We start from the raw sequence: 23,947 nt of genomic DNA, 5'->3' as shown, positions 1-23,947 counted from the left end.
CGTTTGAAAGATCGCTGTCTGCGCCGGGCCCGAACGCCGTTGGCGCCTCAGAATGAAAGGAAGATCTCGTGGATCTCTCCAACCGCACCGTTCTCATCGTCGGCGGAACTTCGGGTATCGGGCGAGAGCTGGCCCACCGGTTCGCCGCGGCGGGCAGCACCGTGGCCGTTGGCGGCCGCAGCCCAGAGGCACTCTCGGAACTCGCCGGGGAAGGTTTCGGCACGTTCGGGGTCGACGTCACGGACAGTGCCTCCGTCTCGTCTTTTCGTGATGCCGTGCTCGCCCGGTACTCCGACATGGACACTGTGGTGACCATGTCGGGGGTCATGCTCCTGGAGGACCTGCGCGACCCCGCGCACTTCGAGGTGGCAGAGACGACGATCGACACCAACCTGCTCGGCACCGTCCGGGTCATCGACGCCTTCACCCCCCACCTGGTCCGGCGCGGCGCCGGCACCTTCATTACCGTCACCTCCGGAATCGCCTTCCTGCCGTTCCCGCCCATGCCCAGCTACGCCGCCTCGAAGGCTGCGGTACACGCCTACTCAGAGGCACTGCGCGCGCAGCTCGACGGCACCGGTGTCGGCGTCGTCGAGCTCGTCCCCCCGGCCGTCGCCACAGCAGGTCAGGAAAAGGTGAACCCGCACGCACTGCCGCTCGACGACTTCGCCACCGAGGTCATGCAGCTGCTCTCGGAGAACCCCACCCCTCACGAGGTCCTCGTGAAGGGCGTCCGCATGCACCGCTGGGCCGAGCGCGACGGCACCTACGACGACCTCGTGGCACAGCGCTCCCAGGCCCTGGCCATGCTCCCCAACCGCAAAGGCTGAAGCCTTTGTTGATCTCTCTTCTGAATTGTGCACCTCCGTCAAGTGACGGAATGTGACGTAGGGTTCTACGTCGCGCTGAACTCGCTGAGCGCATTGGAGATTCGGCCACACGACCGGATTTCGGCCGGCGGTAGGAGTTCGGATCGTGCGTTGCCATCGCCACGGCGTAGTCGCCGTGACTACGAATACGCAGCATGGACCCGCTCGAGATAGAAGTATGCGTACCGGCCGTTGTCGAGGGCGTTCTTGCCGTCCATGATGCCCATCACGGCGTCGTCGTCGATCTTCTTGAAGTGGTCGTGAACGGGTTGTTCGTCGAACACCATCGTCGCGGTGACCTCGCCGCGGAACTCCTCCATCCAGAGGCTGCCCTCGCCGTTGTCGGTGTTCGAGTACCGGTTGCCGTCGGCATCCAGACAGACCAGGGGCTGCACGTCGGTGGCCGAGTTGAAGGTCTTACCGAACCAGTTGATCAGGGCCAACGTCCCGTTTTCGCGATGTCCGGTGTCGAACTCGCCACCCTCCCACGCACCGATCATGAAGTCGACGGTGGCGGGCTCCAACGTGGCCCAGAATTCGTCGAGGTCGGCGTCGGGGATCAGGAAATGCTCCGGTCCGGTCACCAGCCGCTGCCGGGCGCGCTTCTTGAGCTCGGAGAATGCGGTGCGGGCCGGATTGTCGCTCACGGTGCTCTCCAATCCAGTGGCGGAGACTCGCATCCACGATACCGCTGTGCGCTGCGGCAATCTACTGGCGAACTCCTCGCCCGGCCGTAGCGAAGCCGGGCCTCCGTTGTACGGCAATCGAACCGGCCCTTCGATAAGTTGGGGTCGTGACCATGCTGCGAGATCTGCAACACCGGGCGGTAACGACGTTTCAACGCCGTATCGGTAACCCGATGCTGCGGCGGCTGCCGGGGCAGACCCTGCTCGAGACGACGGGGCGGAAGAGTGGTGAGCCGAGGATCACGCCGATCGGCGGGCGCCGCCGCGGGCAATCCTTCCGGCTCGTGTCCGAGTTCGGTGAGAAGTCTCAGTACATTCGAAACATCAAGGTGAACAACCGGGTTCGGTTGCGCCTTCGGGGCCGGTGGCATTCCGGCACGGCGCACCTGGTGCCCGCGACGATGTCCGTACTCGGCTGCGCGAGCTGCCGCGTGCCAACAGCGCGGTGGTGCGAACGGTCGGCACCGATCTGCTGACCGTTCGCATCGACTTGGGCTGACCTGCCGGTCTCTCGTATGGCTCGAGCAGCCCGGTCGGCGGCATCCGAGCTTCCGACTTCGATCGGTGCTGCCGCACGATAGGGAAACCGCAAGGGGTGCAGCGATATTCCGATTCGAGACCAGCGCGGCGAGTGCTGCGGTCGCGGCGGCTCGCCATGCATCGCACGTGGTAGATCTCACCAGTCGATGGGCCGTGATCCAGTCGTAGCGCGGATTTGGCGAACGTCACTCGGCTCGCAGGGTTTGTCGCCGCCGAATATCCGACACCTTGTCTGCGGCGACAAGGCGATGGGCCGGAACTTCTGCTCCGCGACGGATCGGTGCGAGTCGGGATGCAATGGCGTCCGGGTGCGGGGTTCGGATTGCATGGATCGGTGAATTACCGAGGCGTGGCTATCTTTTGACAGTGGCCGCGCTGTGCTGGTACTACTTGCCATTAGCGGCGCTAATGAACCGCTATGGATGCCAACGGCGGCCTCCGGCGATAGGCCTGCACGGACTGTGTCGCTCATGCTTTATGCGCTTTCGGCATCACTACAGGCGATATCGGATTCCGCTGTATCGATATGGGACCACAGCCCGTCGAGTCTAGGTCTTGCGAACTCGATGTCGAAAAGTGGTAGCCAGAAATGTATCGCTCACTCGTCGAACTCTTTATGTTGCACGCCGACAAAAGGCCGGATGATCGGGCTTTCCGATATCTGGAAGAGGGCGAAGTCGACGGCCCGAGCGTCGACCTCACCTACGCCGACCTGGGCCGACGCAGCACCGCGATCGGCGCGGAACTGGCAGTTCGCGGACTCGCCGGGCAACGGGCATTGTTGCTCTATCCGCCGGGGCTGGATTTCGTCACCGGATTCTTCGGCTGCCTCGCGGCCGGCGTGGTGGCCGTGCCGATGCCACTGCCGGAGCTGCGGGAATTCGACCGCGGTCTGCGTCGGCTGCGGCAGGTCGTGGATGACGCCTCGGCCGTCGCCGTGCTCACCACCGGCCCGGTCGTCGCGGCCGTGCGGGAAAATCTCACCGAATTTCCGCAGCTCGCTGCCCTGACCTGGATCGCGACCGACGAAATCGGCGACGAAATGGCCCGGGAATGGCAGGACCCGGGCGCGGGACCCGACACTGTGGCATTCCTGCAGTACACCTCCGGTTCGACCAGTGCACCCCGGGGTGTCATCGTCACCCACGAGAACCTGCTGGACAATCAGCGCGCAATTGCCGAGTCGTTCGGGCACACCCCGGAGCGGGTGGCCGCCTGCGACCGCTCGCTGTTCGTCAGCTGGCTGCCCATGTACCACGACATGGGTCTGATCGGGCCGGTCCTGCACAACGTCTACCAGGGCGCTGATTCGGTGCTGATGGCCCCGCACCACTTCCTGCAGCGGCCGGAACGGTGGCTGCGTGCCGTGTCCGCGCATCGCGTCCACACCAGTGGCGCACCGAATTTCGGCTACGAGTTGGCCCTGCGCCGGGCCACCCCGCAACTGCTGGACGAGCTGGATCTGAGCCACTGGCGGGCCGCGTTCAACGGTGCCGAACCGGTTCGGGCCGGCACCCTGACCCGGTTCGCGGAGGTCTTCGGCGCCGCCGGATTCCGTGCCGCCGCGGCACTACCGGTGTACGGGCTGGCCGAGGCCACGCTGCTGGTGACCGGTGCCGCGATCGACCGGACGCCCACCCTGCTGCCGCGCGCGGGCGGCACCGACCTGGTCGGGGTCGGAACACCACCGACCGGCATCAGCGTCGTGATCGCCGACCCCGACACCGCCACGGAGGTACCCGACGGGACCGAGGGCGAAATCTGGGTCGCGGGCGCGAGTGTCGCGCAAGGCTATCTGGGCGACCCGGAACGCAGCCGCGACACCTTCGGCGCCAGACTGACCGACGGCCGCACCGGCTTCCTGCGCACCGGCGACCTCGGCCTACGACAGGCCGGTGAACTGTTCGTCACCGGCCGACGCAAGGACCTGCTGATCATCGACGGCCGCAACCACTATCCGCAGGACATCGAGCTGACCGTGGAAGGCGCCGACCCACGCGTCCGGCCGGGGTGTGTCGGAGCGTTCTCCGTCGACACTGCCGCCGGGGAACGGGTGGTGGTCACCGCCGAGGTGAAGGTCTCCGACGCCGAGCAGCTGCTGGCGGTCGAGGACGCGGTGCGTGCGGCGGTGAGCACGCAGCACGATCTCGGCGTCACGGTAATCCTGTTGCAGCCGCGCACCATTCCCAAGACGAGCAGCGGCAAGATCCAGCGCCAGGCCTGCCGGGCCGGATATCTGGCGGGCACGCTGGCGGTGGTCGAGCCGACCGGCGCACCGGTACCCGCGTCCGACGACTCCGGGCAGGATCCGGCTCGGGGCGGCGCTGCCGCGGCCGGTGTCGACGCGGCGCAGCCGACCACAGTGCGCCAGACCGGTGACCTTGGCCCGCACAGTGATTCGAGCCAGGGCAGTGGTACGGCGCAGTCCGGACAGAGGACCGACGCGTGGCTTCGCTCCTGGTTGCTCGAGCAGGTGGCGGCGCGCACGGGCGTCGCCGTCGCGCGCCTCGACGCCGACCGTCCCCTGGCCGAATTGGGTTTGGGTTCACGGGGACTGGTGGAACTCATGGTCGAGCTCAGCGCTGTCACCGGATCGGAGCTCGAACCCAGTATGGTGTTCGATCACCCGACGATTGCGAAGCTGGCCGCCGCCGTCGCCGGGATTCCGGCACCGACCGTCGCCACGGCCGCCGCCGGGAGTACGGACCCGATCGCGATCGTCTCGCTGGCCTGCCGATTCCCCGGCGCGCCCGATCCGGATGCCCTGTGGCAGTTGCTCGTCGAGGGTCGCGACGTCACCGCCGACGTGCCGGACGGGCGCTGGGACACCAGTGGCCTCTACAACAACGACTCGACGGTGGCCGGTACCGCGTATTCGCTGCGCGGCGGCTACCTGGACGGTATCGACGGCTTCGATGCCGCGTTCTTCGGTATCGGACCGGCCGAGGCCGCCGCCATGGACCCCCAGCAGCGGCTGGCGCTGCAGGTCGCGTGGGAGGCGGTGGAACGCGCGGGCATCGACCCGAAGACCCTGTCCGGCAGCACGACCGGCGTCTACCTGGGCTGCTACCACAGTGGCTACCTCGCCGGTGCCGAGCTGGACCAGCTCGACGGCCATGTCGCGACCGGGCAGGCCACCAGTGTCGTGTCCGGTCGGATCGCCTACACCCTCGGCCTGCAGGGGCCGGCGGTCACCGTGGACACCGCCTGCTCGTCGTCGCTGGTGGCCGTGCACCAGGCGGTGCAGGCGCTGCGTGCCGGCGAGTGCGACGCCGCGCTGGCCGGTGGGGTCAGTCTGTTGGTGACGCCCAACGCGCACGTGGAATTCAGTCGGCTGCAGGCACTCTCGCCGTCCGGGCGATGCTCTGCGTTCGGTGCCGATGCCGACGGGATGGTGTGGGCCGAGGGCTGCGGTGTCGTACTGCTCAAGCGGCTGCCCGACGCGTTGCGCGACGGCGACAGCATCCATGCGGTGCTGCGCGGCACCGCGGTCAACCAGGACGGCCGCAGCCAGGGCCTCACCGCGCCCAGCGGCCCGGCGCAGGAGCGGGTGGTGCGGGCGGCGCTCGCGGCCGCCGGGCTCGATCCCGCCGACCTGGACTACATCGAGGCGCACGGCACCGGAACGACCCTCGGCGACCCGATCGAGGCTCGTGCCCTGGCCCGGGTGTTCGGCCCCGGCCGCGAGCACGGCACGCCGGTCGGGCTCGGTTCGCTCAAGACCAATCTGGGGCACCTGCAGGCCGCCGCAGGCGTGGCGGGCCTGATCAAGACGGTGCTGGCACTCACACACGAGACCTTGCCCGCGACGTTGCACGCCGCGGCGCCGACCACCCAACTGGACTGGGCCGCAAGCGGACTCGCCTTGCAGTCGGAGGCCCGGCCGTGGCCTCGCGGTCGGCGCGCCCGCCGGGCCGGGGTGAGTTCCTTCGGCTTGAGCGGCACCAATGCACACGCCATCATCGAAGAGGCGCCGGTGGTACGGGGCAGCAATGGGAACGATGTCGTCGCGGTCGGGGAGTCGTCCGGTCCCGGGCTCGGCGGCGTGTCGATCGATGCCGGGGACGTGATGCACCCCGAGTCCAGGCGTGGCGATTCCGCGCCGCCGCCACAGCTGGTGCCCATGTCGGCCCGCAGTCAGGTCTCGCTGCGTGCGCAAGCAGCCCGTCTGGCCGGCGCGTTGCGGGCGCGGCCGGACCTCGAACTTTCGACAGTGGTACGCACACTGGCGTTGCGGCGCAGTCACTTCGAGTGGCGGGCGGGCATCGTGGCCGGCGATCGAGCCGAGCTGTTGCGTGGACTCGACGCGCTGGGCGCCGACCGCGAGGACTCCGATGTCGTGGTCGGTGCGCAGCCCGCACTCGGCTCCGGCGGCGTGGCCTTCGTCTGCCCCGGGCAGGGTTCGCAGTGGGCCGGGATGGCGCGGGACCTGCTGGACGGAAATCCGGTGTTCCGCGGCGAATTCGAGCGCTGCGACGCCGTGATCCGGGCTCTGGCGGGCTGGTCCGCGGCCGATGTGCTGCGGGCCGGGCCGGAGGCACCCAGCCTGGACCGCGACGACGTCGTGCAGCCGGTGCTGTTCGCCGTGATGGTGTCCCTCGGCGCGGTGTGGCGGTCGAACGGTGTGATCCCCGCCGCCGTGGTGGGCCACAGTCAGGGCGAGATCGCGGCCGCCTATCTGGCGGGCGCGCTGTCGCTGCGGGACGCGGTCACCGTCGTGGTGCTGCGGAGCCGGGCGCTGCCCGCCGTCGCGGGTACCGGCCGGATGGCCGTGGTCGGTGCCGCCGCGGCCGATCTCGCGCCCCGGCTGGCCGCCACCGGTGGGCTGGTCGAGGTGGCCGCGATCAACAGCAGCCGGTCCACCGTGGTCGCCGGGGATCCGGCCGCGCTGCGAGCCTTGCTCGCGGATGTGGCCGACGACGGGATCTTCACCCGGGAACTTCCGGTCGACTATGCCTCGCACACCGAGCGGATCGAGCCGCTGCGCGCGGGGTTGCTCGCGGACCTGGCCGGGATCAGCACGACACCCACTGGTGTGCAGTGGTATTCGACGGTGACCACCGAACCGGTGACGGCCGCCCTCGACACCGAATACTGGTATCACAACCTGCGCGAGCCGGTCCGGTTCGCCGACACCGTCGCCCGGATGATGGCCGACGGCATCCGCTGCTTCGTCGAGCTGAGCCCGCACCCGGCCATGCTCACCGCACTGGAAGCCGTTGCCGCCGAACACCTTCACGAGATCGTCGCGGCCGGATCGCTGCGGCGTGACCACGACGGTGGGCGCAGCCTGGAACGCAATCTCGCGCATCTCTACACCGGCGGGCTGCCGGTGGACTGGGCGGGCCGGGTCGGTGCCGGCGAGTGGGCCGAGCTGCCCACCTATGCCTGGGACAACCGATCCTACTGGCGGGCACCGGCCCGCCGGACCGGCGGTTCCGCACTCGACGCGCTCACCCATCCGATCCTGGACGCGGTCCTGACCCATCCCGACACCGGCGGCGTCACCGTCACCGGACGGGTGTCGGCCGCCGCCCTGCCGTGGTTGCGCGATCACACTGTCGCCGGAGCGGTGCTGGTGCCCGGCGCCGCGTTCGTGGAACTGGTTGTCCGGGCGGGAGATACGGTCGGCGCCGGAGTACTGCGCGAGCTGATCCTGCACGCCCCGCTGCCGGGCGACACCGACCGTGAGCTGCAGATCAGCCTCGGTGCCGAGACCGACGGCAGCCGGGACCTCACCGTGCACTCCCGGGCCGTCGGCGAGCCGGACTGGGTTCTGCACGCCCGCGGCAGCGTCGGCGCCGGCGCGACCCGATCGTCCGAGCCCGGATTCGATTGGCGGCCCGCCGAATCCCTGCCGGTCGAGGAACTGTACGCGGAGCTCACCGAGCGCGGCTACGGTTACGGACCCGCCTTCCGTGGCCTGCGGGCCGCGTGGCGCGACGGCGCCGACGTGTGCGCCGAGGTCGTGCTGCCGGCGTCCGTCGCGGCCGCCGCGCCGGACTACGGTGTGCATCCCGCACTGCTGGACGCGGCCCTGCACGCGATCGCCTATCTGGACCTGCCCGCCGCGCCCGGTACCGTCCTGGTTCCCTACAGCTGGGCCGGGGTCACCCTCAGCGCGGTCGGGGCCGCCACGGTGCGCGTGCGTCTGACCCCGCTCGGCCCGGACCGGGTCCGGGTGCTGCTCGCCGACCACACCGGAGCCACGGTCGCCGTCGTGGAGGAACTGACCCTGCGCGCGCTGGCCGCCGCCGCACTGCCGGGCGCCACCACCGGAACCGACGACGGCCTGTTCACCGTGCAATGGGAGCGGATCCCGGCGCCTTCGGCGTCGGGATCCGCCGAGCCGACCGTTCTCGACCTGCGTCGTGCCGAAACATCAGACAGCCCAGCGGAATCCGGTTCCCTGCTGGAGGCGGTCCACGACAACGCCGGCTCGGTCCTGCGCTGGGTGCAGGAGCAGCTCGCGGCCGGCGACGCACCGCTCGTGGTGGTGACGCACGGTGCGGTCGCGGCCGGTGACGGCGACGACGTGCCGAATCTGACGCATGCCCCGGTGTGGGGACTGTTGCGGTCGGCGCAGAACGAGTACCCGGGACGGATCTTCCTGGTCGACGTCGACCAGTGGTCGGATGCCGGCCGGGCGGCCGAGATCGCCACGAGCACAGCGGAACCACAGCTGGCGATGCGCCGGGACGCGCTGTATGTGCCGCGGTTGCGGCGCGGTGTGCCCGGCACGCTCGGCTCGGTCGAGCTCACCCGGGAACCGGGCTGGCAGGTGCGGATCGCGGGCACCGGAGAGTTGAACGGGGACAACGTCGCCGCCGTGGCGGTCCCGGAACGGGCGCCCGCGGCCGGGGAGGTGCGGGTGGCCGTGCGGGCCACCGGCGTCAACTTCCGTGATGTGGCCACGGCGCTGGGAATGGTCGGCGAGGACCCGGCCGCCGTATGCGGTGAAGGCGCGGGCATCGTCGTCGCGGGCGACGGATTCGCGCCCGGCACACGAGTTTTCGGTCTGCTGCCCGGTGCCGGACCGGACCTGGTGGCCGACTCGCGCACGCTGGCCGTGCTGCCGCGGAGCTGGAGCTTCCGCGACGGCGCCGCCGTGCCCGCGGTGTTCCTCAGCGCCTGGTACGGGCTGTGCGAGCTGGCCCGGTTGGCGCCGGGCGAGACCGTGCTGGTGCACGCGGCCACCGGCGGGGTCGGGATGGCCGCGGTACAGATCGCGCGACTGCGGGGTGCCGAGGTGTTCGTCACCGCGCACCGGTCGAAATGGGCGGTGCTGCGCGCGCAGGGCTTCGATGCCGCGCACATCGCCGACTCCCGTTCCCTCGACTTCGAGGACGCCGTACGCGCCGCCACGGGCGGGCGTGGCGTGGACGTCGTACTCGGTTCGCTGGCCGGGGAATTCGTCGACGCGTCGCTCCGGCTGCTGGCACCCGGCGGCCGCTACGCCGAGCTGGGCAAGACCGATCTGCGTGACCCGGTACAGGTCGCCGCGGACTACCCGGGCGTGCGGCACCTGCCGTTCTCGCTGCCGGATCTGGATCCGGCGCTGATCGGCCGGATGCTCGCGGAACTGACCGAACTGTTCGAAGACGGGGAGTTGACCCCGATCCCGGTGTCGGCCTGGGATATTCGTCGCACACCGCAGGTGCTGCGGCAGCTGAGCGAGGCGCGGCACATCGGTAAGAACGTGCTGACCCTGCCGCCTTCGTTCGACCCGAACGGGACCGTGCTGATCACCGGCGGCACCGGCGCGCTCGGGGCCGCACTGGCCCGGCATCTGGTCACCGCGCACGGTGCCCGGAATCTGCTGCTGCTCAGCCGATCCGGCTCGGCCGCGGCCGGCGCGGACGAGCTGGTCGCCGAACTCGCCGCCGCCGGTGCGACCGTGCGGACAGTGGCCGGGGACGCTTCGTCCCGCGCGGTGCTGACCGACGCGCTGGCGACGATTCCCGCTGCGCATCCGCTCACCGCGGTCGTGCACGCCGCCGGCGTCCTCGACGACACCACCTTCGACAGTGTGACCCCGGAGCGGCTGCGGGCCGTGCTGGCGGCCAAGGTCGACGCCGCCTGGCACCTGCACCAGCTGACCGTCGAGCACGAACTGTCGGCCTTCGTCCTGTTCTCCTCGCTGGCCGGCCTGCTGGGCGGTGCCGGGCAGGCGAATTACGCCGCGGCCAACAGCTTCCTGGACGCGCTCGCACAGTATCGGGCCCACCGCGGGCTGCCGGCGACCACCATCGCGTGGGGTCTGTGGGAGACCGACGGCGGAATGACCGGGCACCTGTCCGATCAGGATCGATCCCGCCTGCGGCGCGGCGGTGTGACGCCGCTGACCACTGCGGACGGACTCGCCCTGTTCGATCGGGCGTGGACCATCGGCGCACCGCTGGTCGCGGCGGCGCGACTGGATGCGGCGGCCCTCGCGGAGAGCGGGCCGGCGCTGTTGCGCGGTCTCGCGCCCACCCGCCGCCGCAGTGTCGATGCGGCGCCGGCGGCCGGCGGCCTGGCCGGCCGGCTGGCGGGCCGGACCCGCGCCGAGCAGGAAGATATGCTGCTGGCTCTGGTGGTCGACTCCGCGGCCGCCGTGCTCGGTCACCCGGCCGGGACCAGCCTGCACGCGGACTACACCTTCAAGGAACTGGGCTTCGACTCGCTCGGCGCCGTCGAGTTCCGCAATCGGCTGCAGCGTGCGGTGCCGGTCAAGCTGGCGGCGACCGCGGTCTTCGACTACCCGACGCCGCGGGCGCTGGCCCGGCAGCTGCGCACCGAGCTCGCTCCGGCGGAAGCGGCGGAAACCGCGGCGGCACAGCCGGTTCCGGCCACCGCGCCGGAGTCCGAAGACCCGATCGTCATCGTGGGTGTGGGCTGCCGGTATCCGGGCGGCATCGCGGCCATGGACGACCTGTGGCAGGTCGTGGCGCAGGGCGGTGAGGTGCTGGGCGACTTCCCGGCGGACCGTGGCTGGGATCTGGACGGTCTCTACGACCCCGACCCGGCGACACCCGGCACCACCTATGCCACTGCGGGCGGATTCCTCAGCGAGGTAGCCGATTTCGACGCCACCTTCTTCCGGATCACCCCCCGCGAGGCGCTCGCCATGGATCCGCAGCAACGACTGATGCTGGAGATCACTTGGGAGGCACTGGAACACGCCGGAATCGATCCGGCCGCGCTGGCGGGCAGCACGACCGGCGTGTACACCGGCGTCACCTACGCCGACTACGCCGCGCGCCTGGCCGGGCGGGCACCCGACGACGTCGAGGCGTACCTGGGCGAATCCAGCACCGTCAGTGTCGCTTCCGGCCGCGTGGCGTACACGCTGGGCCTGGAGGGACCCGCCGTCACCGTCGACACGGCCTGCTCGTCGTCGCTGGTCGCACTGCACCTGGCCGCGCAGGCGTTGCGCGCCGGTGAATGCTCGCTGGCCCTCGCCGGTGGTGTCACGGTCATGTCCTCGCCCGGCCTGCTGATCGGTTTCGCTCGGCAGCGGGGCCTGTCCGCGGACGGCCGATGCAAGGCGTTCGCCGATGCCGCCGACGGCACCGGATTCGCCGAGGGCGCGGGCGTTCTCGTGCTCGAGCGGCTGTCGGCGGCCCGCGCTGCCGGGCACCCGGTGCTGGCCGTGCTCGCCGGTTCCGCGCTGAATCAGGACGGGGCCAGCAACGGCATGGCCGCCCCCAACGGGCCCGCCCAACAGCGGGTCATCCGCGCCGCCCTGGCGAATGCGGGCCTGCGCGCCGCCGACATCGACGCCGTGGAGGCACACGGCACCGGGACCGCCCTCGGCGACCCGATCGAGGCCCAGGCGCTGCTGGCCACCTACGGCCAGGATCGTCCCGCCAACCGCCCACTGCGGCTGGGGTCGGTGAAGTCCAACCTGGGCCACACCCAGGCCGCCGCCGGCGTCGCCGGGGTGATCAAGATGATCGCCGCCCTCCAGCACGAAACCCTGCCCGCCACACTGCATGTCGATGCCCCGACGCGGCACGTCGACTGGGCCGCGGGCAGCGTGGAACTGCTGACCACCGCCCAGCGGTGGCCCCGGACCGACCGGCCCCGTCGCGCCGGAATCTCGGGCTTCGGCATCAGCGGCACCAACGCCCACGTGATCCTGGCCGAACCACCGGCGGATTCCGGGGACGAGGCACTCGTCGAGGGCGGACCGCGCCCCGTCGGGCGGGCCGCTGTGCGCGGATCGCAGCAGGCCGCCGACCCGGGTTCGGCAACATTTACCGACAGCCTCGCGAATGCGGCAGACCGGCAACCACTTCCGGTTACGCCGTGGCTGCTTTCCGGGATCGGCGCCGCGGCGGTGGCCGCGCAGGCGCAACGGCTCCGGGATCGCCTCGAACACGAGCCCGGCTTCGATCCGGGCATCGTCGCACGCACGCTCGCCGGGCGGACGCGGTTCCCGGACACCGCCGTTGTCGTCGGCCGGAACCGCGCGGAGTTCCTCGACGGGCTACAGGCGGTTGCCACCGGCAGCCCGGCGCCGCAGGTCGTTGTCGGCCGCACGGCCGCGCCTTCGGCGCTGGGCCCGGTGTTCGTGTACCCCGGGCACGGGGCGCAGTGGGCCGGGATGGCGGTCGAGTTGCTCGACACCTCACCGCTGTTCGCCGAGCGAATGCGTGAATGTGCCGACGTGCTGGCCGAGTTCGTGGACTGGTCGCTGCTGGACGTGCTGCGCGGAGCGCCGGGCGCGCCACCGCTCGAGCGACTCGACGTGGTCCAGCCGGTGCTGTTCGCGGTGACGGTCGCGCTGACCCGGCTGTGGGAGGCGTCCGGCGTGCGTCCCGCGGCAGTAATCGGCCACTCGCAGGGCGAGATCGTCGCCGCCCACATCGCCGGGGCGCTGTCGCTGCGGGATGCCGCGGCGCTGATGACGGCGCGCGGCCGGGTGCTCGCGCCGCTGGCCGGTCGTGGTGGCATGGCCGCCGTGGCGTTGCCGGAAGCGGCTGTGCGCGCACGGCTCACGGAGTTCGACGGGCGCCTGACCGTCGGCGCGGTGAACAGCCCGGCCGCGACCGTGGTGACCGGCGATCTCGACGACATCGAGCGATTCCTCGCCGCCTGCCGGGCCGACGGTGTCCGGGCGAAGCGGGTACCGATCGAATTCGCCTCACACTCGGCACATGTCGACATCCTCGAGCCGGAGATCCGGGCGGCGTTGCGCGGATTCCCTGTCGCCGCAACCGAGATCACGCTGATCTCCACCGTCACCGGCGCCGAGCACGACCCGGCCGACCTCGACGGCGAACACTGGTACCGCAACGTGCGCGACCGGGTACGCTTCGCCGACGCGGTTCGCACCGCGCACCGGCTCGGCTACCGCGAATTCGTCGAGATCAGCCCGCGGCCCGTGCTCGCCGCCGCGATCGCCGAGACCGTCGACGACCTCGACCCGGCTGCCGTCGTCTCGGTGATCGGCACCCTGCGCCGCGACGACGCCGACCTGGCGGCCTTCCTGCGGTCCACCGCCCGGGCCCGGCTGGCGGGCCTGCCGGTGGCCTGGAGCTACGGTTCGGGACCGCGAATGTCGCTGCCCACCTATGCGTTCCAGCGCTCGCGCTATTGGCTGGAACCGCGCGCGGTGCCGGACTCCGATCTCGGCTCCGCCGGGCTCGACGCCGCCGATCACCCGTTCCTGAGCGCGGTCGTGCCCCAGCTCGACTCCGACGGACTCACCCTCACCGGCCTGGTCTCGGTGGCGCGGCAGCCGTGGCTCGCCGATCACGAGGTGGCGGGGACGGTTCTGTTGGCCGGCACCGGTCTGGTCGAGCTGGCCCTGCGCGCGGGCGAGGAAGCCGAATGCCCCGATCTGGCCGAACTGGTGCTGCAGGCCCCGATGCCGATTCCGGCCGACGGCCTGCGACTGCACGTGTCGGTCGGCGAGCCGGACGGCACGGGTCGGCGACCCGTCACCGTGCGTTCGGCGGCACCGGGCGCCGGCACCTGGACCGTGCACGCGACCGGCCTGCTGGCGCCCGCCGAACCGGCAGCCGAACCGGCGGTGCTCGAATGGCCACCGGCGCAGGCGATCCCGATCGACGTCACAGACCTGTACGACCGTCTCGCGGACCGCGGCTATCACTACGGTCCCGCGTTCCGCGGTCTCGTCCGAGCCTGGCGTGCCGCCGCGGATCCGGCCACCGTCTTCGCTGACATCGCCCTGCCCGCCCAGTTCGATGCGAGCGGCTACCGGATGCACCCCGCCGTTCTGGACGCCGCGCTGCACGCCCTGGCCCTCACCGAGGGCGGCGACCCAGACGCGCTGCTGATCCCGTTGGCCTGGAGCGGAATCCGGCTGTACGCCACCGGCGCCGCCGCATTGCGCGTCCGGATCACCCGGACCGGCCCCGAGGCGGCGACCCTCACCGCACTGGACCCGGCCGGACGCTCGGTGCTGGAAGCGGAATCGATTGTGCTGCGCCCGATCTCACCGTCGGACCTGGCGCCGCGCGCCGAGGACCTCTACACCCTGCAGTGGCAGCCGATCCCGCCGGATTCCGGTGCGACCGCCACGGTTCCGGCACTCGCACACCGCTCCGCCGACGGCGACAGGCCGACCGCCACACCGCCGGACGCCGGGCCCAAGGTCGAACTGCTGGCCGTCCCGGCGGGCGACACCGCCGCCGCGGTGCACCACGCGACCGCGACCGCACTGGCCGCGCTGCAGCGGGTCGCCGCGACGGAGGGGACGACACTCATCGTGGTCACCCACGGCGCGGTCGACCTGCCCGGCGCCGCGCTGGAGGATCTCGCGGGTGCTGCGGTCTGGGGCCTGGTGCGGTCCGCACAATCCGAATATCCGGGCCGATTCGTGCTGGTGGACACCGATATCGAGGTGGATGCGGCGGCCGTGCTCGCGGCCGGCGAGCCGCAACTGGTGATCCGCGACGGGGTCGTGTACGTCGCGCGCTTGGCGCGCGCCGCCGCGGCGGCACCCGGTCAACTCAGCGGGACGGTGTTGCTCACCGGCGCGTTCGGCGGCGTCGGCGCGGCGCTGGCCCGGCACCTGGTCACCGGTCACGGCATCACCCGCCTTGCCCTGACCGGCCGCCGGGGCGCGGAAACGCCCGGTGCGGCCGAACTCGCCGCGGAACTGACTGCCGCGGGTGCCGAGGTGACACTCGAGGCGTGCGATCTGACCGATCGGGACGCGGTCGCCGCTCTCCTCGAGCGCACCCGCCCGCAGGTCGTCGTGCACGCGGCCGGTGTGCTCGACGACGGCACCCTCGCGACCCTCACGCCCGAGCGACTGTCGAAGGTGTTGCGGCCCAAGGTCGACGGCGCACTGCACGTGCACGAGCTGACGGCCGGCGAGCCGGTCACCCTGGTGCTGCTGTCGTCGCTGGCCGGTATCGCCGGTGGTCCCGGACAGGCGAATTACGCTGCCGCCAACACCTTCCTGGACGGATTGGCGGCCTATCGCCGGGCGCGTGGCCTGCCCGGTCAGTCCCACGCCTGGGGCTTGTGGCAGGTCGGGCTCGCCGCGACGCTCGGCGGTGGCGACCGGGCCCGGCTCGCCCGGGTGGGGTTGCGGCCGATGTCGGATGCCGAAGGCGCCGCGTTGTTCGACGCCGCACTCGGCGTGGACGCGGCGACCGTCGTGCCCGCCCGGCTTGACCTGGGCGCCTTGCGCGCTCGGCCCGCCGTGCCGGCGGTATTCGCCGGCCTGGTCCGGCCCCGGCGCAGAGTCGCCGGGACAGTCACCGACGCGACGATCACCGTCGCGCCCGGCGATCTGGACGAGACGACCGCCCTGAACCTGATCCGCGACCTGACCGCACGGGTGATCGGCAACCCGGACCAGGGCTCGATCGATCCGCACGGCACCTTCCAGCAGCTCGGGTTCGACTCGCTGATGGCCGTCGAACTGCGCAACGCGCTGCGGGCGGCGACCGGGATCACGCTGCCGGTGACCGCCATCTTCGATCACCCGAGCCCCGTCGAGCTGGCCGAGGTACTCCGCGGAGCTGCCGGTGGCGCGACCGAGAACGCGGCCGAGCCGGTGCCGTCAGCCGAAGTGCCTGCGACACAGTCGTTCCCGGCGACCCGAGATGTGATGCGGTTGCTGCGCAGCGGTCACGGAATTCCGGCGGTGGCACACGCGGTGGGTTTGGCGATCCGGTTGCGCACCCCGATCGACGCCACCGGCCTGGACCTGCTGTTGCGCCGGCTGGCTGCCCGGCACGCCGCGCTGCGCACGGCGATTCCGAGCACGCCGCGCGGGCGGGAGCTCGTGGTCCATCGCGAGCCACAGGGTCCGCTGTTGCGGCACCGCAGAGTCGCCGAGCTGACCGACGCGGGGGCGGCGGAGTACCTGCGTACCCTGCTCGAACCCGAATTCGATCTCGCCGTCAGCCCGCTGTGGCGCTTCGAGTTCATCGAATCTGATTCCGGGGCACAGGTTCTCGTCTTCGGCGCGCACCACGGTGTCGCCGACGCCCAGTCCCTGCTGCTGGTCGCGGCCGAGATCGACACCGAACTTTCCGGCACCGCGCTGCCGGGCGAGACGACCAATGTCGACCTGCTGCGCCTGCTCGACGCCCAGCAGGAACCGAGTCGGCCGGCGGCGGACCTCGCCGAATGGCGGGCCGCCTTCGTCGGCAGCCGCCGGCTCGACCGGGCCGTGGCCAGGCCACCGCGCAGCTATCGGGCCGGAACGCAGGTACTACCGCTTCCGGAGGGCCTGTTCGATCGTGCGACCGAGCGGGCCCGCGAGCTCGGGGTGACGCCGGCGGCGGTGTTCCTGGGTGCCCTGCAATTGCTGTTGGCTGCCCGACGTGAGGTCGACCGGTTCGTCCTGGCGGTACCGGTGGACACCCGGCTGCACGTGGACGCCATGCGCGGCATCGGCTATTACGGTGTGCCGGTGCCGTATCCGGGCCAAGTGGACGCCGGGGACACCGCGGCCACCGTCCTGCGCCGCACGGCCGAGCGGCTGCGCCGCCTGCTCACCGCGGGCGCCAGCTTCTCCGACACCCTGGCCGTGCTGGCCACCCAGGGGCTGCACCGGCCCGACGCCCCGATGGTCGAGGTGTACTTCAACTTCCTCCGCTCACCGGCCGGCTTCGACCACGTCGACATCCTCCCGGTCGGCATCGGCTACAGCGACCTGGACATCATGGTCACCGCCATGCCCGACCTGGGCAGCATCAGCTTCACCTACAACCACGACATCATCGACGACCGGGCAGCCACGCTGTTCGGCACCGACTACATCGCCGCGCTGACCGCGGTCGTGGCGAACCCGGACATCGCGGCCACCGCGGTACTACCGGCCGCATCGAACGGCCTGGCGCACAACGGAATCGCGCGCACAGCGGTGACCGGTGACACGCCGATCACGCCCGGACCGGACCTGGCTGCCGATCGAACGACGGAATCGCCGGGGCTCGTGGCAGAGCCGGATACCCGAGCATCGGCGTCCGGCACACTGTCCGATCCCGGTGGTGAACCGGCTCTGGTCAGCTCAGGAGCCGCAGATGCCGGGCCGGACGAGGCTGTGGCCGCGCCCCGGCGACCGGCTCCGGTGGTCGCGTTGGCGGCCGGCTTCGCGCTCGGGAATCTGCCTGCGCTGTGCCGGATCGCATTCGCGGACAGTGTGATCGGTGGTGCGGTGGAGGTCGCCGAGGCGCCCTATCACCAGGTGCTCGCGGCGCTGCGGGATCCGATGGGCGTGTTCGCGGCGGCCGAGACCAAGGTCGGCGTGGTGTTGCTGCGGGCGGTCGATCTGGTGCGGTTCGGTGAGATCGACGACGACGCGCTCGCGGAGCTGGCGCAGGCCTATCCGGCGGCGGTGGGCGCGGTGACCGAACGGGCTCGCATTCCGATGGTGGTCGGGTTCTTGCCCAGCGCGGAACTCGAACCGCGCCTCGCGGATTGGGAACGGCAGGTCGCCGCGCGGCTGCGGGACCTGCCCGGGGTCGCGGTGCTGGACGCGGACGACTGGACGCGCGTGCACGCCGTGGCGGAGCCGTTCGACCGGCACACCGACGCATTGGCGCACCTGCCGTTCGGCGCGGAATTCCAGGCCGCGATCGCGCTCACCCTCGCCGAAGTGGTGCGGGAGGTGACCGCCACCCCACCCAAGGTGATCGCGGTCGACGGCGACGAAACCCTGTGGGGCGGCGTCGCGGCGGAAGCCGGACCGGACGGGGTCGACCTCGGCGGCGCGCGGGCCGTACTGGCGCGGCGGCTGCTGCAGTGGCGCGCCGCCGGTGTGCTGCTCGTGCTGATCAGCAACAACGACGAGGCCACCGTCCGGGCGGTGCTGGAGCAGCCGGACAGTCTGCTGCGGGCCGAACATTTCGCGGTGCTGTCGGCCGGATGGGAGCCGAAGTCCCGCCGGCTGGCCGCGGCAGCCGACGAATTGCGGCTCGGCGTGGACAGTTTCCTGTTCCTCGACGACAACCCGGTCGAAGTGGCGGCCATGCGGGCCGCCCTGCCGCAGGTGCTGACCGTGACCTGCCCGCCCGCCGACCGGCTGGCGGCGTTCCTGCACCGGCTGTGGCCGATGCACCCGATCGCCGCCACCGCCGAGGACGCCGCCCGCGCGGAGTTCTACCAGCAGCAGCGGCTGCGCGATCAGGCCAGGGCCGCGACGGATTTCGCGGACTTCCTGGCCGGGCTGGATCTGCAGGTCGACATCGCCGCGCTGACCGACGACACCGCCGAGCGGTCGGCACAGTTGATCCGCCGCACCAACCAGTTCACGCTGCGCAAGGTCGCCGACGGTGAGCTGGACCGGTGGCGCGCCGACGGTGAAGTGTTCACCGCGCACGTGCGGGACCGCTTCGGCGACTACGGACAGGTCGGCGTCCTCGCGGTCCGCCAGGACGAGCAAACCCTGCTGGTGCAGGGCTGGCAGCTCAGCTGCCGGGCGCTCGGCCGCGGCGTGGAGGAGAACTTGCTGGCTTTCCTCGCCGATCGGGCGGACACCCTCGGCTGTACCGGGGTCCGGCTGATCGCCCACCACACCACCCGCAACGTCCCGGCCCGCACCCTGCTCGCCGGGCTCGGCGGCGGGGACCTCGACGACCCGGTACTGGACACCACCGTGACCCCGGAGCGGCTGCGCGCCTTCCGGTCCTGGGAACGATGACGCAGGAGCACCTCATGACACCGAACTCAGGCAACGACAACCGGTCCCGCGCCCTGGCCCTCGAAAGTGGCGGCGCCGGAATGGATATCGCCGCCCTGCTCGCCGCAGCGGCCCCGCGGCGCGCGACGCCGGAACCGGCCACTGATCCCGCGGTACCGCAATCGGCAACGGGCTGGACGGTCGCCGGCCTCGCGGCAGTCATCACCGAGATCGCCAATCGCAAGCTGGCCGAGCCGATCGACAGCGAGACCGATCTGTTCGAGGCCGGTGCGACCTCGGTGGCGGCGGTCGAGTTCGTGGCCGCGTTGATCGAGGAGCACGGGGTCGAACTGAGCCTGGACGACGTGTTCGCGGACGCGCGGCCGCGACGCCTGGCCGAGCGCTGGCTCACCCGCAACGGATTCGCGGTCGAGGCGCCGCCGGCGGACCCCGGCCTCCCCGCGGTTTCGGGCGGACACCTGGCCACGCCGCCCGTGCCGAGCGGGAACCTGCCGGCGGCAATCGATATCGACGAGGATCTCGCCCTGGCGAGTGCCGATATCGCCGGGGCGGACCGGCTGCCGTGGGTCGGTCCGCCGCCCCTGACCGCACCCCGGCGGGTGCTGCTGACCGGCGCGACCGGTTTCCTGGGCAGCCATCTGCTGCTGGACCTGTTGCGGCACAGCGACGCACACGTGGTCTGCCTGGTCCGGGGCGAGGACGACGCGGCCGCGACGGAACGGCTCGGCAAGGCGTTGCGGAGCTTCTACCTGCCGTGGTCTTCGGAGATCCGCCGCCGCATCACCGTTCTGGCCGGCGACGTGCGGCGCCCCCGGCTCGGGCTGTCCGCCGAGCAGTGGGACGCGCTGGCCCAGGACATCGACGCGATCGTCAATGTGGCTGCCGCCGTGGACTTCCTGCGCGGCTACCCGTCGCTGCGCCAAGCCAATGTGCTGGGCCCGCTGACCCTGGCGGAACTGGCCATGACCGGCACGATCAAACCGCTGCACCATATTTCGTCGGTCGCGGTGTTCAACGAGGTCGCCGCGCCCAGCATGGGGGAGGACGATCCGGTCGCGCATCTGGACCGGCTCGGCGCCGGCTACGACAAGACCAAGTGGGCGGCCGAGGCCCTGTTGCGCCGGGCGCGCGAACGCGGCCTGGTGGTCACCTTCCTGCGGCCGGCCGGGATCGGTGGGCACCCGCGCACCGGTGCCCACAATCCGCACGATCTGTCGAGTGCGTTCCTGGCGGCGTTCTCCCGCTTCCGGACCATGCCCGCATTCCGGTATCTCAATGTGGCGCCGGTGGATTGGGTGAGCCGGGTGACGGCCGCGATCGTCGGCGAGCCGCAGGCGTGGGGGCGGGACTACCATCTCACCGGGGTTCCCAGCACGGTCGAGGATGTGCGTCGGGACATGATGCTGGGCGGGATGAACGTGGTCCTGAAGGACTGGCCGGACTGGCGGGACGACACGCTGGCCCGGATCCGCCGCGAAGGGGTGGCGGAGCTGGAGTTCCTGGCCCGCATGCTGGAAAGCCCTACCGCACAGCAACTCTGCGAGGCCTCGATGACCGCGCCCGCGGCCACCATGCATCGCACCCGGGCATTCGTCGCCGCGCACGGCCTGCCGCCCGCGGTCCGCTACGACGCCCGGGCCCAGCAGCGCACCTTCGAGCGGCTCGCCGACCTCGGTGTGGCGCGGCTGCCCGACCGGGCCGACGCGCCCTACCTGTGGTTCCCGGAAACCTTGCGTGGCACCGTCACCGACGGGGACGACAGCCATCCGTGCGAGTTGGCGCTGACCTTGTCCATCGCGAGCATGCATCAGCTGGTCACCGACCGCCGCGTCGACGTGGCCGGTGAACTACGGTGTGCCGCACTGCATCCCGATCCACTGACGGTCGAACGCGGGGACGTGTGGGTGCGTCCGCAGCAGGGCGTACCCACCGAGTCCGGCCTGCGGCATCCACTGCTGCGCTACCGGCTCGAGCTGCGCGACAGCGACGGCGGGCGGTGGTGGATGGAAGGGCACAAGACCGCCCGCGCCCGCCGTGACCTGTGGCGCCAGGCGCGCGCCCTGCGCGTCGACATCGGGCGGGCCGGTGCTGCGGCCCGGCTGAGCGGTGAGGTCGTGGTCCCCGCCGACAGCTACGTGCCCGACCAGATCGACGGCATCCGCACGAATCCCGAACTGTCCGAACGCGAACAGCGGCTGGCCAAGCTCGTCTGGCTGGGCTGGTTCGGCTCGCAGGTCGGCCGCGGTCTCGCCCAGCCGTTGCTGCGGGCCGCCGCCGAACTGCTCGACCTCGGCCGTGACGCCGCCACCAAGGAGCTGCGATGACCCCCGTGCTGTCCACCCGCCTCGACGACACCGATATCGAGGACGTCCCACTGGTCGCCCGGGACGGGACCCGGCTGGGCCTGCGCCGCGCCACCACCGCGTCGGCGTCGGGCCCGGCCGTGCTGCTGCTGCACGGGCACACCGCGTCCTCGGACATGTTCCGGGTGCCCGGTACCCGGCACCTCACCGACGTGCTCGTCGACAACGGTTACGAACCGTGGCTGCTCGACTGGCGCGGCAGTTGCCGACTGCCCTACAACCACAACGGATCTCGCTTCAGTTACGACGATGTCGCGGTCTACGACATTCCCGCCGCGGTGGACGCGGTCCGGGCCCGGATCGGGGACCGGCCGCTGTTCGTCGTCGCCCACTGCATCGGGGCGCTGTCGCTGTCGATGAGCCTGGTCGCGGGACTGGTGCCCGGGCTGGCCGGTGTGGTGGCGCAGGGCGTGTTCCTCACCCCGAAGATGAGTGGGACCGCGCGGGCGCGCCTGACGCTCGGCACCGAGCTGCTGCGGACCCGAATCGACCACGTGCCCACCGATTTCCGCACGGTCGGACTGTGGTCGAAGTACACCCCGCTGTTCGCGCTCAGCGGCCGCAAGCAGGGCTGCAAGGATCCGACCTGCCGGCTGCTGCAGAACGCGTGGGGACTCGGCGGCTCGCTGTACGACCACGGCAACCTCGACCCGCACGCACACGACCTGCTGCCCGAGCTGCTGGGCCCGGCGCCGCTGTGGATCCTGCCGCATCTGCGGCGGGTCGAATTGGCGCACGCGATGCTGCGCTGGAACGACCGCGACGACCGATACCGGGTACTGCCGGAGAACGCGCTGGACCGCGCCGGTGACATCGACACCCCGCTGCTGTTGCTGTCCGGTAGCGAGAACAAGTTCTGGCCCGGGGCCAACCAGCTGTGCCACGAGGTGCTGACCGCCCGGCACCCGCAGCTGGACGTCGACTACGTCGAGGTGCCGGGGTACGGCCATCTCGACACCTTCCTCGGTCGCGGCGCCGCATTGGACGTCTTCGGCCACATTCTCGACTTCCTCGACCGGCACCACCCGGCCGGCTCGGTGAAAGGCCTCGGCGCATGAGGATCGCGGTACTCACCTTCGGCACCCGCGGTGATCTGCAGCCGCCGCTGGCGATCGCGGACGGGTTGCGGTCACGCGGCCACGACGTGGTGGTGGCGGCCAACACCAACAATGTGGAGCCGTCGCGACGGGTCGGGTTCGAGACGGTCGAACTGCCGGTGGACCTGCTGAAGTTCCTCAGTTCCGGTGCGGCACAACAGTCTCTGGTCGCGGGTAACACGGTGCGGTTCACTCGCGCGCTGGCGAAGCTCGAGGCCGAACACGCCGAGGCGCTGGACGAGGCGCACATCCGGGCATGTGACGGGGCCGATCTGATCGTGACCGGTCCGCTGAGTCTCGGCCGGGCTCTGGCGATCACGGGCCGTTCCGGTCAGCAGCTGGCCATGCACCTGCCGTTCCCGATCGACCGGACCGCCGAGTACGCGTCGCCGTTCGTCACCGGCCGGCACCTGCCGACCGGTGCGCTGCGGCTGGCGACCCACCTGGTGTTCGAGCAGGCCTATGCCGCCACCGGCCGTGCCACCGCACAGCGGATGCGGCGCCGCCTCGGGGCGACCAGGCCGGCGCCCGATCTCTGGAAGCTGGTGCGCGCGAACGCGTTCCCGATCGAGTTGCTGGTCAGTCCGGCGCTGTTCGGGCGGCCCGGCGACTGGCCGGACCGCACGATCTCGGGGATGGCCGTGGTGCCGCCCGGTTTGCGAGCCGCATGGGGTGAGCAGGCGCTGGACCCGGAACTCGAGCAGTGGCTCGACGAGGGGGAGCCGCCAGTGTTCGTCTCCTTCGGCGGTATGCCCGTGCTGGATCCGGCCGGCTGCCTGGCGATGATCGAGGAGGTGGCGCGCCGGCACGGCGTGCGGATGCTGCTGGGTGCGGGCTGGTCGACGTTCGAAGCCGGGCCGCGCGCGGGCCGCACGGTCTTGGTGACCGGGTCGTTCGATCATTCCCGGGTGCTGCCGCGCTGCCGGGCCGCGGTGCACCACGGCGGTTCCGGGACCACCCACGCGGTCGCGCGCGCCGGGATCCCGGCGGTGGTCGCGCATCTGAGCGCGGACCAGATCCTCTGGGGTCAGCGCGTGGTGCGGACCGGGACCGGAACCGCCCTGCCCTACCGCACCCTCAGCGCGGACACGCTGTCGTCCGCGCTCGCGGTCGCGTTGCGTCCCGAGACCGGCGAGCGCGCCACCGAGCTCGCCGCGGCGATGGCCACCGAGGACGGCGTGGCCCACTTCTGCGACACCGTCACCGGAGTCCGGCCCGCCGCGACTCGCGGTCGCTGACAAAGGAATACCCGAGAGCACCGCGCCGGGCGGGA

General features: G+C 71.4%; 6 protein-coding genes and 1 pseudogene. 6 read left to right on the top strand and 1 reads right to left on the bottom strand.

Features of this window, described 5'->3' with window-relative positions:
- Window positions 1-68 precede the first annotated feature (68 nt).
- Window positions 69-830 carry an SDR family oxidoreductase gene (locus EBN03_RS09785; RefSeq protein ID WP_122187625.1) on the top strand — a complete coding sequence of 254 codons (762 nt, stop codon included), beginning with the start codon at window positions 69-71 and terminating at the stop codon, window positions 828-830.
- Between the two features lie 179 nt (window positions 831-1,009).
- Here EBN03_RS09785 and EBN03_RS09780 read toward each other — a convergent pair whose 3' ends face one another.
- Window positions 1,010-1,549, bottom strand: coding sequence for a DUF4334 domain-containing protein (locus EBN03_RS09780; protein WP_122187624.1), 540 nt, complete (start codon window positions 1,547-1,549; stop codon window positions 1,010-1,012).
- A gap of 113 nt (window positions 1,550-1,662) precedes the next feature.
- Between EBN03_RS09780 and EBN03_RS09775 the strand changes: the two are divergent.
- The 5 genes and pseudogenes from EBN03_RS09775 to EBN03_RS09755 all read left to right on the top strand — a co-directional run bounded on the left by EBN03_RS09775 (window position 1,663) and on the right by EBN03_RS09755 (window position 23,912).
- A pseudogene (locus EBN03_RS09775) lies at window positions 1,663-2,054 on the top strand (nitroreductase/quinone reductase family protein).
- Between the two features lie 630 nt (window positions 2,055-2,684).
- A complete protein-coding gene (locus EBN03_RS35675; RefSeq protein ID WP_122187623.1) occupies window positions 2,685-19,214 on the top strand; it encodes a type I polyketide synthase in 16,530 nt (5,509 codons plus the stop codon).
- Between the two features lie 14 nt (window positions 19,215-19,228).
- Window positions 19,229-21,538 (top strand): thioester reductase domain-containing protein, encoded by a 2,310-nt coding sequence (locus tag EBN03_RS09765; protein ID WP_122187881.1) that lies wholly within the window; start codon window positions 19,229-19,231, stop codon window positions 21,536-21,538.
- Window positions 21,535-22,635, top strand: coding sequence for an alpha/beta hydrolase (locus EBN03_RS09760; RefSeq protein ID WP_122187622.1), 1,101 nt, complete (start codon window positions 21,535-21,537; stop codon window positions 22,633-22,635). Before EBN03_RS09765 ends, EBN03_RS09760 begins: the two co-directional genes overlap by 4 nt.
- Window positions 22,632-23,912 carry a glycosyltransferase gene (locus tag EBN03_RS09755; RefSeq protein WP_122187621.1) on the top strand — a complete coding sequence of 427 codons (1,281 nt, stop codon included), beginning with the start codon at window positions 22,632-22,634 and terminating at the stop codon, window positions 23,910-23,912. Before EBN03_RS09760 ends, EBN03_RS09755 begins: the two co-directional genes overlap by 4 nt.
- Window positions 23,913-23,947 lie beyond the last annotated feature (35 nt).

The organism is Nocardia stercoris (assembly GCF_003696265.1).
Classification (GTDB): Bacteria; Actinomycetota; Actinomycetes; order Mycobacteriales; family Mycobacteriaceae; genus Nocardia; species Nocardia stercoris.
The sequence above is the reverse complement of the archived record's forward strand: the minus strand, read 5'-3'. Positions and strand labels throughout refer to the sequence as shown.

Coding starts and splice junctions, on each gene's coding strand:
- EBN03_RS09780 (WP_122187624.1), bottom strand. CDS start 1,549: ATGCGAGTCTCCGCCACTGGATTGGAGAGCACCGTGAGCGACAATCCG.
- EBN03_RS35675 (WP_122187623.1), top strand. CDS start 2,685: ATGTATCGCTCACTCGTCGAACTCTTTATGTTGCACGCCGACAAAAGG.
- EBN03_RS09765 (WP_122187881.1), top strand. CDS start 19,229: ATGACACCGAACTCAGGCAACGACAACCGGTCCCGCGCCCTGGCCCTC.
- EBN03_RS09760 (WP_122187622.1), top strand. CDS start 21,535: ATGACCCCCGTGCTGTCCACCCGCCTCGACGACACCGATATCGAGGAC.
- EBN03_RS09755 (WP_122187621.1), top strand. CDS start 22,632: ATGAGGATCGCGGTACTCACCTTCGGCACCCGCGGTGATCTGCAGCCG.